The sequence below is a fragment of the Frankia sp. KB5 genome (assembly GCF_002099325.1).
GTDB lineage: Bacteria > Actinomycetota > Actinomycetes > Frankiales > Frankiaceae > Frankia > Frankia casuarinae.
Genome location: NZ_MRUJ01000222.1, coordinates 1 through 12,680 on the forward strand (window position 1 = coordinate 1; position 12,680 = coordinate 12,680).

The 12,680-nt window shown below is 69.2% G+C and carries 8 protein-coding genes, 1 tRNA gene and 2 pseudogenes; 7 read left to right on the forward strand and 4 right to left on the reverse strand.

The window, feature by feature from the left end; genetic code table 11:
- The 3 genes and pseudogenes from KBI5_RS28830 to KBI5_RS19510 form a co-directional block, all read left to right on the forward strand.
- Positions 1 to 171 (forward strand): annotated as a pseudogene (locus KBI5_RS28830) (DNA primase); the annotation flags it as partial.
- Between the two features lie 212 nt (positions 172 to 383).
- Entirely contained in the window at positions 384 to 620 is a 237-nt protein-coding gene (locus tag KBI5_RS28835) for an excisionase family DNA-binding protein (protein WP_347272522.1), read from the forward strand.
- Complete coding sequence (locus KBI5_RS19510; protein ID WP_085016048.1) at positions 620 to 1,807, forward strand: site-specific integrase; 1,188 nt, start codon at positions 620 to 622, stop codon at positions 1,805 to 1,807. Before KBI5_RS28835 ends, KBI5_RS19510 begins: the two co-directional genes overlap by 1 nt.
- A gap of 90 nt (positions 1,808 to 1,897) precedes the next feature.
- Here KBI5_RS19510 and KBI5_RS19515 read toward each other — a convergent pair.
- The 3 genes from KBI5_RS19515 to KBI5_RS19525 form a co-directional block, all read right to left on the reverse strand.
- Positions 1,898 to 1,971: transfer RNA gene (locus KBI5_RS19515), tRNA-Gly, on the reverse strand.
- 87 nt (positions 1,972 to 2,058) lie between these two features.
- Positions 2,059 to 4,473, reverse strand: coding sequence for a glycosyl hydrolase family 65 protein (locus KBI5_RS19520; RefSeq protein WP_085016049.1), 2,415 nt, complete (start codon positions 4,471 to 4,473; stop codon positions 2,059 to 2,061).
- Positions 4,470 to 5,231, reverse strand: a complete 762-nt coding sequence (locus KBI5_RS19525) for a beta-phosphoglucomutase family hydrolase (RefSeq protein WP_085016050.1) — start codon at positions 5,229 to 5,231, stop codon at positions 4,470 to 4,472. Before KBI5_RS19525 ends, KBI5_RS19520 begins: the two co-directional genes overlap by 4 nt.
- Before the next feature lie 177 nt (positions 5,232 to 5,408).
- Between KBI5_RS19525 and dcd the strand changes: the two genes are divergently transcribed.
- On the forward strand, positions 5,409 to 6,008 hold the full coding sequence (dcd, locus tag KBI5_RS19530; protein ID WP_011438703.1) for a dCTP deaminase: 600 nt from the start codon (positions 5,409 to 5,411) through the stop codon (positions 6,006 to 6,008).
- Positions 6,009 to 6,087: 79 nt separating this feature from the next.
- Here dcd and KBI5_RS19535 read toward each other — a convergent pair whose 3' ends face one another.
- Positions 6,088 to 8,307 (reverse strand): (Fe-S)-binding protein, encoded by a 2,220-nt coding sequence (locus tag KBI5_RS19535; protein WP_085016051.1) that lies wholly within the window; start codon positions 8,305 to 8,307, stop codon positions 6,088 to 6,090.
- Positions 8,308 to 8,967: 660 nt separating this feature from the next.
- Here KBI5_RS19535 and KBI5_RS19540 point away from each other — a divergent pair.
- From KBI5_RS19540 to KBI5_RS19550, 3 genes and pseudogenes are all read left to right on the forward strand, one after another.
- Positions 8,968 to 10,197: a nuclease-related domain-containing protein gene (locus KBI5_RS19540; protein WP_085016053.1), complete on the forward strand. Its 1,230-nt coding sequence runs from the start codon at positions 8,968 to 8,970 to the stop codon at positions 10,195 to 10,197.
- A 318-nt stretch (positions 10,198 to 10,515) separates the two neighbouring features.
- Positions 10,516 to 12,345 (forward strand): molecular chaperone DnaK, encoded by a 1,830-nt coding sequence (gene dnaK / locus KBI5_RS19545; RefSeq protein ID WP_085016052.1) that lies wholly within the window; start codon positions 10,516 to 10,518, stop codon positions 12,343 to 12,345.
- Positions 12,342 to 12,680 (forward strand): annotated as a pseudogene (locus KBI5_RS19550) (nucleotide exchange factor GrpE); the annotation flags it as partial. The gene dnaK and the pseudogene KBI5_RS19550, both read left to right, overlap by 4 nt.

Sequence of the window (12,680 nt, forward strand, 5' to 3'; positions counted from 1 at the left end):
ACCCTCTACGGCGCCGCCCGCGGCATCGCCCGCCTGGTCGCCGCCGGCCACCTCACCACCGACCAGGCACGGGCCGCGCTCACCGACGCCGGACACACCGCCGGACAAACCGACCGCGACACCCACGCCGCCATCACCGGCGGCTTCACCGCCGAAGGCGTCCCCCTATGACCACGCCCGCCGTCAGGCGGCACCCCAACGACAACGGCGACCCCGGCGACTACCGCCAAGCACCCGCCAGGGCCGCCCACCCCCACCCGCTCGAAACGGAAGAAGGCACCCCCATCGTGACCCACCTACCCGCACCACGACAGCGCGATGACACGTCGCGCGTGGTCTCCCCGCAGGCTCGTGCGCGCCGCCGACCCCCGACGCTCCCCGCGGTGGGCGCGCCGCCGAGCCCTCTCGGCGACGTCCTGACCGTCGACCAGGCCGCCGTTCGCATGAACATGAGCGTCCGCTACGTCCGGCGCCTGGTCGCGGAACGGCGCATTGCCTACCACCGTATCGGCCGCTCGATTCGCCTCACCGCGGCCGACGTCGACGCCCACGTCACGGCCGGACGGGTCGAACCCCTGACCACGTCCGACGTCTGGCGCGGCATGCGGAGCGTGATCTGATGGCCGCCCGCCGCCGATTCGGCAGCATCCGCCGCCGCGAATCCGGCCGCTACCAGGTCCGCTACCCCGGCCCGGATGGACAGCCGCGCACCGCGCCCGACACCTTCGCCCGCAAGAGCGACGCCGAACGGTACCTCACCCTCGTAGAAGGCCAGATCCTGCGCGGGGAATGGATCGACCCTGACCGCGGCAAGGTGACGCTCGCCGACTACGGCATGCGTTGGATCGGTCAGCGAGCCACCCTGCGCCCGTCAACGGTTGGCCTATACACCGGCCTGTTCACCCGCCACATCAAGCCCGACCTCGGGGGGGTGCCGATCGGTCGGCTCACCACACCGATGGTCCGCGAGTGGCGCGCGGCGCTGCTCGACAAGGGCGTGTCGGTGGGGACCGCGGCGAAGGCGTACCGGCTGTTGCGCGCCATCCTGATGACCGCGGTCAGGGAAGACGAGTTGATCCGCACGAACCCCTGCCGCATTCCCGGTGCCGATCAGGAGCACGCCCCGGAGCGTCCCGTTCTGAGCGTCCCGCAAGTATTCGCCCTGGCGGACAAGTTCGACCGGCGGTTCCGCACGCTCATCCTCGTGACCACCTTCGCGTCGCTCCGGTGGGGCGAGGTGACGGCGCTTCAGCGGCGAGACGTCGACATCGAGAACGGCACCGTACGGGTGCGGCACGCGATGGTGGAGCTTCGGGGGCAGGGCGTCGTGCTGGGACCGCCGAAGTCCCGGGCGGGGGTCCGAACGGTGTCGCTTCCGGCCGCTCTCCTGCCCGATGTCAAGGCTCACCTGGAGGAGTACGTGGGCGACGATCCGGCGTCGTTCGTGTTCACCGGGCCGAAGGGTGCGGTACTGCGGCGGGGCAACTTTCGCTCCCTGGTGAAGTGGGCCGACCTGGTCACGGCGATCGGCGTGCCCGGACTGCACTTCCACGATCTGCGACACACCGGGAATGTGCTCGCGGCCAGGACGCCGGGTGCGAGCCTGCGCGACCTCATGACCCGGATGGGGCAGGATTCCTCCCGGGCCGCATTGATCTACCAGCACGCCTCAACCGAAGCCGACACGGCCATTGCGGACGCTGTGAGCGCCCTCGTGGTCGCGTACCAAGGGGGGCCGCAGCCGGCCGATGCACCGCCGGACAAGGACCCCGAAGAGGGCGCATCGGGGGCTCTCACGCCGGTCTAGTGGCCCGTGGATGGCCCGTAGCCCCAACGGGAACCCCGAATAGATCAACGCCCCTGGTCGGAATATGGCTCTGACCAGGGGCGGAAGGAGTGGAGCGGGCGACGGGAATCGAACCCGCGTTGCAAGCTTGGGAAGCTCGTGTTCTGCCTCTGAACTACGCCCGCGTAGCGCATTCGCATCGTACCGGACGGACCGGGTCGGGTGGGGCCCCGGGCTGTCCGGCGCGTCCGGCGCGTCCGGCGCGTCCGGAGTCAGCCGTCGATGCTGTTGACGGAACCGCTAGGGCCGGTAGGACCGATACGGCCGCCGGTCCCGGGCAGGCGCAGGAAGCGCAGCGGCTCCCGGCCCGAGGGCTGCTTCGGCCGTTCCAGGACGGGCGTCGGCGGGACCTCCATGCTGACCGGCTGGCCGGGAACCACCCGGACGGTCTTGCCGTGGTGCAGCAACGTCATCGCCGGCCCCGCGGGGACGGTGTAGACGGCCGTCGAGTCGGAGACCTCCACCCGCAGGTGCCGCCCGCGGACACAGAGCCCGAAGGCCAGCCTGGTCAGTCCCTCGGGCAACCGCGGCGCGAACGAGATCACCTCACCGCCGTCACGCAGCCCACCGAAGCCCTCGACGAGGGCGATCCAGCTTCCCGCGAGGGAGGCCATGTGCAGCCCATCTCCGGTGTTGTGCTCGATGTCATGCAGATCCATCAGGGCGGCTTCGCGCAGGTAGTCATGGGCGAGCGACAGGTGCCCACACTCAGCGGCCAGCACCGCCTGGGAGCATGCCGACAGTGACGAGTCCCGAACCGTCAGAGCTTCGTAGTAGGCGAAGTTGCGGATCTTCTCGTCCATCGTGAAGGCGTCACCCCGGCGCTGCATCGCCAGGACCAGGTCCGCCTGCTTGATGACCTGCTTGCGGTAGAGGTCGAAGTACGGGAAGTGCAGCAGCAGAGGGTACTGCTCGGGCGCGGTGTTCGCGAAGTCCCAGACCTGGTGTTCGGTGAATCCCTCGGACTGCGGATGGACGYCGAGATGGGGGTCGTAGGGGATGAACATGTTCTCGGCCGCGTCCCGCCAGGACGCCGTGACCTCGGCGTCCACGCCCAGCTCGGCGGCCCGGTCGGGATGGCGGCGGGCGGCGTCCGCCGCGGCCACGAGGTTCCGCTGCGCCATCAGGTTCGTGTAGACGTTGTTGTCGGCGATGGCCGAGTACTCGTCCGGGCCCGTGACACCGTCGATCCGGAAGCGGCCGTCGAGGTCGTGATGTCCCAGCGACCGCCACAGCCGGGCGGTCTCGATCAGGATCTCCAGCCCCACCGTGCGCTCGAACCGCTCGTCCCCGGTGATGGTGACGTAGCGGGCGACCGCGTCGGCGATGTCGGCGTTGACGTGGAAGGCGGCCGTCCCGGCTGGCCAGTATCCGGAGCACTCCTCTCCGTGGATGGTGCGCCAGGGGAAGACGGCGCCCTTCAGATTGAGCAGATCGGCTCGTTCCCTGGCCAGCGGCAGAGTCGCGTACCGCCAGCGCAGCGCGTCGGCGGCCGCGTCGGGCGCGGTGTACGTCAGGACGGGGAGCACGTACGACTCGGAGTCCCAGAAGGCGTGCCCGTCGTAGCCGGGGCCGGTCAGGCCCTTGGCCGGGATCGCCCGCCGCTCGGCCCGCGATCCGGCCTGCAGGACGTGGAACAGCGCGAAGCGAACGGCCTGCTGCACCTCCGGATCGCCGTCGACCTCGACGTCGGCCCGCTTCCAGAAGGCATCCAGGTACTGCCGCTGCTCGGCGACGAGACCGGGCCACCCGGTCTGCCGCGCTGCGACCAGCGCCGCGGCCGCTTGGTCTCTGAGGGCCGGCAGGGACCGTTGCTCCGACCAGCCGTAGGCGATGAACTTGACCATCCGCAGCTTCTCGCCCGGGGCGAGTACCGCCGTGGCCGTCACCCGGCCGGCGTCCGGCTCGCTCTCCGAGGAGACACCCAGCGAGTCCGGCCCGGCAAACTCGTGGTCCATGGCCGCGGCGACACGGATCTCGCTGCGGTGGGTGATGTGGACGAGCTCAACCATCGTGCCGCTCGCCCGATGGCGCTCGGATCGCAGCGGCGACTCCAGCGCGGACGCGGCCCGCGGGTCACCGTGCCAGGCCGGCAGCTGCTCGTTGGCCACCAGCTCCGACTGGATGACGACCCGCGCCGGGTCRCCCACCGGCTCGATCTCGTAGTACACGGCCGCGATGGAACGCTGCGAGAACGACACCAGCCGCTCGGAGTGCACCCGGATAGTCTGCCCCGCCGGCGAGACCCATTCCACGTCCCGCCGGAGCACGCCCTCCCGGAAGTCGATCGCCCGCTGATGCGACCGCAGATCGCCATAGCGGATGTCAAACGGCTCGTCGTCGACAAGTAGACGGATCACCTTGCCGTTGGTGACGTTGATGACCGTCTGGCCGGACTCTGGATATCCGTAGCCGGCCTCGGCATAGGGCAGGGGCCGCAGCTCGTGGACCGAGTTCAGGTAGGTGCCCGGCAGGCCGTGCGGATCGCCCTCGTCGAGGTTTCCCCGGAGCCCGATATGGCCGTTGGACAGGGCGAACAATGACTCGGAGCGGCCCAGATCGGAGATGTCGAGACCGGACTCCTGGATGGACCACGACTCGATCAGATAGGACGCTTTGTCGATCATTCGGGGCCGGGCCCGGAGCCGTGGCCGAGCAGGTCCGCCAGGTCGTTCACCACGATGTCGGCCCCGTGGGCGCGCAACGCGGCGGCGTGCCCCACCCGGTCGATCCCCACGACCCAGCCGAACCCGCCGGCCCGCCCCGCCTCGACGCCGGCCAGGGCGTCCTCGAACACCGCCGCCCGCCGCGGCGGCACCCCGAGCAGCCGGGCGCCGGCGAGGAAGGTGTCGGGCGCGGGCTTTCCGGCGAGGTGGTCACGGGCGGCAACGAGGYCGTCCACCGCTCCGTCAACGAGGGCGTCAAGCCCAGTCGCCTTCAACACCTCGGCGCAGTTGGCGCTGGAGGAGACGACCACGCGGGGGATCCCCCGCGTGGCCAGTTCCCGCAGATACGTCACCGAGCCGGGATAGATGTCCACGCTGTCCCTCCGAATCCGTTCCAGCAGGAGGAAGTTCTTCCGGTTGGACAGCCCATGCACGGTGAGCGCGGACGGCGGGTCGTCCGGTGTTCCGTCGGGAAGCCTGATGTGACGGGCGTCGAGAAAGGCTCGCACACCGTCGATCCTGGGCCGGCCGTCAACGTACTCGACATAGTCATGCTCGAGGTCGAAGGGGRCGAACGGCTCTCCCGACCGCTTGGCCCAGTTCTCCAGGAAATCGTCGAACGTCTCTTTCCACGCGGCCGCGTGGATCGTCGCGGTGTTCGTCAGCACGCCATCCAGGTCGAACAGACATGCCTCGATGTGATCGGGTAGCCCGAGCATCCGTCCCGCCTGTCCCTTCCGCCCCAGCCTTCCCCGGGGGCACCCGTCCGACCGGGTATTCATCGACCGGCCACGTGCCTCCTACCCGGGTCACGCTCCGTCTCACTCTTCCACGCGGCCCCATCCTCCTCCGGGTGGACGGTGAAGATCGACCGCTCATGCTCTAACGTCCGGGACGTGCTGTTGTCCGACCGGGACATCCGGACCGAGATCGCCACGGGCCGGATCCGTCTCGACCCCCACGACCCTGGCCTCATCCAGCCGTCCAGCATCGATCTACGGCTGGACCGCTGGTTCCGGGTCTTCGCCAACCACCGGTACAGCCACATTGATCCCTCTCTTGAGCAGGAGGATCTCACCGAGCTCATCGCCCCGGAGGGYGACGAGCCGTTCGTCCTGCATCCGGGCGAGTTCGTCCTCGGCTCGACGCTGGAGATCGTCACCCTGCCCGACGATCTCGCCGGCCGGCTGGAAGGGAAGTCGAGTCTCGGCCGGCTCGGGCTGCTCACGCACTCGACGGCGGGCTTCATCGACCCCGGCTTCTCCGGGCACGTCACGCTGGAACTGTCGAACGTGGCGACGCTGCCGATCAAACTCTGGCCCGGCATGAAGATCGGCCAGCTCTGCCTGTTCCGGCTGTCCTCGCCGGCCGAGCACTCGTACGGCTCGACCATCTACGGTTCGCGCTACCAGGGTCAGCGCGGCCCGACCCCGTCGAGGGCCTACCGGGACTTCACCCGCGCACCGGTCCCGAACGGGGAGATCCCCCCAGGCTGACTTCCTTGTCTTTCAGCTTCCTCGCCTTTCCAGAGGGTTTTATGTCCGATTTATCCCTCTGGAAAGGCAGGGACGCAATTTAGCCGACAGGCTCGGCGGACGCCTCGGTCGGAGCCGCTGGCGCCGACGGCGCCAGCGAACGGGCCAGGAGCTGGGAGACGTCGAGTACCTCGACACCGTCCTTCGCCTCGCCGCTCAGCTTCTTCTCGGTGACGGCATCGGTGAGCATCACGATGCAGAACGGGCAGGCGGTGGACACGACGTCCGGGTCGAGGCCGAGGGCCTCCTCCATCCGGTCCACGTTGACCCGCTTACCGATCTTCTCCTCCATCCACATCCGCGCGCCGCCGGCACCGCAGCAGAAGCCRCGGTCCTTGCAGCGGTGCATCTCCTGGCCCCGGATGCCCGGAATCGCCGCCAGGATCTCCCGCGGCGGGGTGTAGACCTTGTTGTGCCGCCCGAGGAAGCAGGGGTCGTGGTAGGTGACCGACGACTCCACCCGGGTCACCGGTACCAGCTTGCGCTCCTCGACCAGTTTGCCGAGCAGCTGGGTGTGGTGGACGACCTCGTACTGACCGCCGAGGGCCGAGTATTCCCGGGCGAGGCTGTTGAAGCAGTGCGGGCAGGTGGCAACGATCTTCTTGACGCCCGTGGCGTTCAGCAGCTCGATGTTCGCCTTGGCCATCTCCTGGTACAGGTACTCGTTGCCGAGCCGGCGCGCCGGGTCCCCGGTGCAGGACTCGTTCGTACCGAGGATCGCGAACTCGACCCCGGCAGTGTGCAGGAGCTCCGCGAAGGCCCGCGCGACCTTTTTGGCGCGGTCCTCGATCGCCCCGGCGCAGCCGACCCAGTACAGGTACTCGACGTCGTCGGGGATCTGCTCACCGTCGCCGAGGACACGCACCTCGAAGGGCAGGCCCTCGGTCCACTCGGTGCGGGTCCGCGGCGAGACGCCCCACGGGTTGCCGTTGTTCTCAAGGTTGCGCAGCATGACGCCGGCCTCGGACGGGAACGCCGACTCGATCATCACCTGGTAGCGACGCATGTCGACGATGTGGTCGACATGCTCGATGTCCACCGGACACTGTTCGACGCACGCGCCGCAGTTGGTGCACGACCACAGGACGTCGGGATCGATGACCCCGCCCTCCTCCTCGGTGCCGACCAGCGGCCGGTCGACCTGCGGCTGACCGGGCTGCGGCACCCGGCCGAAGCCGGACTCGGGCACGTGGTGCACGGTGTGGGAGGCGGAGGCGTCCTCGGCGATCCCGGTGACCGCCTTCGGCGCCTCCTCACCCTCCGCCGCGCCTTCGGTGGACAGCAGGTAGGGCGCCTTGGCGAAGAGGTGGTCACGCAGATCCATGATCAACAACTTCGGCGACAGCGRCTTGCCTGTGTTCCACGCCGGGCACTGGCTCTGGCACCGCCCGCACTCGGTGCAGGTGGCGAAGTCGAGCATGGCCTTCCAGGAGAAGTCCTCGACCTTGCCGACGCCGACGACCGGCTCGTCCTCCTCCATCAGCTTCTCGATGTCGGGAGTGGTGGCCAGCGGGCCGAGGGCCACCGGCTGGCGCTTGAGCACGACGTTGATCGGGGCCAGGCCGATGTGCAGGTGCTTCGAGTAGACCACCAGCACCGAGAAGCCCATGATCACCGCGATGTTGAGCAGCAGGAAGGCCGTCTCGATGCCCTCGTTCACATCGTGGGAGAGACCGGAGAAGATGCGGCTCACAGCGTAGGACGCGAAGGCCCACTTCGTCTGGCCCTGCGGGAGGTTGCCGGTGTTGTACTGGGCACCACGGTAGAGCAGCAGCGTCACGATAACGGCGGTGATCAGGCCGAGGATGACCCAGGCCGGCCCGGTGTGCGAGCCGTAGAATCGCGACTTGCGCTCCAGCCGCGCCGGGGCGTTCTTCAACCGGATGATCGTGAAGGCGACCAGGCCGGCGAGGACCGCCACGGCGAAGAAGTCCTCGAGGAAGCCGATGGCCGCCCAGTGCCCGAATCCCGGGATGTGGAAGTCGTCGTCGAACAGGCCGCCGTAGGCCTCGATGACGGTCAGCAGCAGGATCGTGAAGCCCCAGAAGGTGAAGAAGTGGGCCGCCCCGGRCACCGACCACTTCAGCAGCTTGCGCTGCCCCCCGACCTCGCTGATCTCCGTCCAGACGCGGGTCGGCAGGTCGTCGAGCCGGMCCTCGGCCGGMTGGCCGGACCCGATCAGCCGGAACAGCCAGAAAACCCGACGCCCGGCAACCGCGAGAGCAATCAGCGTGATCGCTCCACCGATCGCAATTCTCACAGCATCCTCCATCTGGCACCCACTATCGCGGGCGAGCCTGCTCGTACCGACCAGCAACGTATGGGACGAGTGGCTCACGCCACCCGGACAAGTGGCCCGCGCCACCGTATGGGCGGGTCCGGTCCCAACCTCCCGGCCAACCCGTCTGTCCGGGTCCCCACCCCGGACGTAGGGGCACTATGAGGCCGACAGCGAACCCGCTCACCGTCGACCCTGCCACGACGTGGTCCGAGCGGCCCGATATAGGGGGTCCGAAGGCCCGATCGTCCGCGCGAGGTGCACGGGACTGCTACGTTCAGCGGCAGATGCCCAACCGACACGCAACGCCTCGCACCGTCACGACTACCACGGCGCCCCGGATCCCGCCATCCCGGAACGTCGCTCCCCCGCCGGGAGCCTCCCGGGCCGACGAGGTCAACCCTTGTGCCGGCAGGTGCTTCGACGCACCATAAGGACAGCCTTCGCCCACGGTGACCGGGCGATCRTGTGTCCCGCGGTGCTCGCCACCTTCACGTTGTGCCTGGRCCCGGTGCCAGCGCTGCCGCGACGACGCCCGGCGTGCTCCGGCGGACGGGCCCTACCGACGTTGACGACCCCGCGAACGACAACTCCGCGAACGACAACTCCGCGAACGACGACCCTGCGAACATGGTGGGCACGATGGCGACGATCACCCGGCCGACGATGACCCGAGTCGGCCGCCCTGGACACTCCCTGCAGACGGAGTACCTCCGGGCCAGGGAAAACCAGGCACTCGTGCGGCGGGACAAGCTGAGCCGCGAGGTACCCCGCACCGCGGTGCGCTCGGCCCTGGTAGGACTCGCTCTCGCCCTCGTCATCGGCTTCGGCCTAGGGCTGCCCACGGTCGCGGTCGTCGTGTTCCTGCTGGTCTTCATCGCCTGGCCGGCCGGGATCGTGATCGCCTCGTTCGGGACCGCCCCCGACGTCGAGTCGCTGCGCGAGGGGGCCGAGGCGGAGCGCAGGACCGCGCGCGCCATCGCCCGGCTGCGCCGCCAAGGGTACGTCATCCTGCACGACCGGGCCGTCCCCTACTCCGAGGCGACCATCGGTCACCTCCTGGTCGGGCCCGGCGGGGTGATGGTGCTCAGCAGCGACAACAACAAGGGCACCGTGCGGTACAAGAAGGGTGGGGCGACCTGTGACGGAGAGTCACTCAAACCCCCGATCGACCGCACCGCCTGGTTGGGTGGCGAGGTCCGCAACCAGATCCGCGCGGCACTGCCGATGCTTAAGATCCCGATAAGTCCGATCCTGGTGATGGTCGAGGCCAACGTCCTGTGGAGCGACGGSGCCCTCGACGGAGTGACGATCATCAGCATCAAGGACGTCGTCAACTACATCCGGCRCAAGCCCGGCCGACTCAACCCCGGTGAGGTCCAGCAGATCGTCGCCGCCACGGAACGGCTGTTTCCGGCCTACTCGGCCAACCGCCTCGCCGAACAGATCACCGTCGGTCGGGACCAGTGGCTGACCCTGATGGATGCGCTGCGCACGATCCGTGAGCGCGACGGGGACGCTTCCGAGATGCTCGACCGGCTCGCCCAGATCGAGTCCGACCTGGGCCGGCAGGCCGACCTCATCAACCGGACCGGAATGCCACTCGCGGTTCCCGGCCGGGCGGGCGCCGGCGAGGCCACGAGCGGCGGGCCGGACGGTCCGTCGGCTGCCGGCATGGGGCCGGTTCCCCGGCTCGGATCACGCGCGGGCGGACGGCCACGCCCGGGGGCCCGCCGCGGGCGCATCCTGGCCGCCGTCCGACCGCCCCGGGAGACGACGGACCCCGACGCCGGCCAGGCGCCCGGCGACGGTGCCGCGGGTGGCGACGATGCCGCGGGTGGCTCGGCCCCGCAGCCACCCGCCGGAAGCTGACGCTCTCCCGTTCCACCTCCCATTCCACGCCCTGCCGGCTCCTCCCGCCGGCTCCCCTTCCGGTCCCGCCCGGCGACGCTGGCGGGAATTTCCCGGCCACACATAAAGTTGAGCGTGTCAGGCTCACCTCTGTCGGGCTATGATGGGAGCCGTCATCATGAGTCAGAGCGACTCAATACACCGACCTGACTTAACGTTGGCGGAACCGAGGCTTCCCGGAGTGATCCTCAAGCCTCGGTTCACCGACAGGTTCCATCCCCACGAGGTCGGTGCGCCCGTCTGATCGGCGCCACCGACATGATCGAAAGGCACACAGACATGGCACGAGCGGTCGGTATCGACCTCGGCACCACGAACTCCGTCGTGAGCGTGCTCGAGGGCGGCGAACCCACGGTGATCGCCAACGCCGAGGGCTCCCGGACGACCCCGTCGGTCGTGGCTTTCGCGAAGAACGGCGAGGTCCTGGTCGGCGAGGTCGCCAAGCGTCAGGCGGTGACGAACGTCGAGCGCACCATCCGGTCGGTCAAACGCCACATGGGCACCGACTGGAAGATGAAGGTCGACGCGAAGGATCTCACGCCCCAGGAGATCAGCGCGTTCATCCTGCAGAAGCTGAAGCGGGACGCCGAGTCCTACCTCGGTGAGACGGTTACGGACGCGGTCATCACCGTCCCGGCGTACTTCGACGACGCCCAGCGTCAGGCCACCACCGAGGCGGGCACGATCGCCGGGCTCAACGTCCTGCGGATTGTCAACGAGCCGACCGCCGCGGCCCTCGCCTACGGGTTGGACAAGGGCGAGAAGGAGCAGACCATCCTGGTCTTCGACCTCGGTGGCGGCACCTTCGACGTCTCCCTGCTGGAGATCGGCGACGGTGTCGTCGAGGTGAAGTCCACCTCCGGTGACACCCACCTCGGTGGTGACGACTGGGATCAGCGCATCACCGACCACCTGATCAAGACCTTCAACGGCCAGCACGGGGTCGACCTCGGCAAGGACAAGATGGCCCTGCAGCGGCTGCGGGAGGCCGCCGAGAAGGCGAAGATCGAGCTTTCGCAGTCCACCCAGACCGCGATCAACCTGCCCTACATCACCGCGTCGGCCGAGGGTCCCCTGCACCTCGACGTCTCGCTGTCGCGCGCCGAGTTCCAGCGGATGACCTCCGACCTCATCGACCGCTGCAGGCACCCCTTCCAGCAGGCGGTGAAGGACGCGGGGATCAAGGTCAGCGACATTGACCACGTCGTCCTCGTCGGTGGTTCCACCCGGATGCCCGCCGTCGTCGAGCTGGTCCGCGAGCTGACCGGGGGCAAGGAGCCGAACAAGGGCGTCAACCCGGACGAGGTCGTCGCCGTCGGCGCCTCGCTGCAGGCCGGCGTGCWCAAGGGCGAAGTCAAGGACGTCCTGCTCCTCGACGTCACCCCGCTCTCGCTCGGCATCGAGACGAAGGGGGGGATCATGACCAAGCTCATCGAGCGCAACACCACGATCCCCACCAAGCGCTCGGAGATCTTCACCACCGCCGAGGACAGCCAGCCCTCCGTGCAGATCCAGGTCTTCCAGGGCGAGCGCGAGATGGCCGCCTACAACAAGAAGCTCGRCATGTTCGAGCTGACCGGCCTGCCGCCCGCCCCGCGGGGCATGCCCCAGATCGAGGTCACCTTCGACATCGACGCGAACGGCATCGTGCACGTGTCCGCGAAGGACCTGGGCACCGGCAAGGAGCAGTCGATGACCATCACCGGCGGCTCGGCGCTGCCGAAGGACGACATCGACCGCATGGTCCGCGACGCCGAGCAGTACGCCGAGGAGGACCGCAGGCGCCGGGAGGAGGCCGAGACCCGCAACAAGGCCGAGACGCTCGTCTACTCGACCGAGCGGTTCCTCGCCGAGAACGGCGAAAAGATCGACGCCGCGGTGAAGAGCGACGTGGAGGAGAAGCTCGGCACGCTGCGGGGCGCCGTCGCCGGCACCGACACGGCGGCGATCCGCGAGGCGGCCGACGCGCTGGCCGCGGCGAGCCAGGCGATGGGCCAGGCCATGTACGCGCAGGCCGCCCAGGAGGGCGCGGGTGCCTCCGGCGGCGCCGGAGCAGCCGACGACGACGTGGTCGACGCGGAGATCGTGGATGAGGAGGACAAGAAGTGACCTCAGGCCAGGCCGCGGACTGGTGGGGTTCGTCTCGGCCCGACGGCCGGGACGAGGCCGAAGAGCCCCCGGTGGTGGTGCGGGACCGGCGCCGGATCGATCCGGAGAGCGGCGAGGTCCGGCCGGAGGCGGCCGCGCCTCCCGGCCCGACGGCCACGGAGGTTCCACCCGCCGGAGTCCCGGCGGGTGAGGGTGACGGTGAGCTCGTGGCGTCGCTGCGCCAGCAGGTCACCGAGCGGACCGCGGACCTGCAGCGCCTGAAGGCCGAGTTCGACAAYTACCGTCGGCGGGTCGAGCGAGACCGTCAGCAGATCGGCGAGCAGGCGACGGCGAAA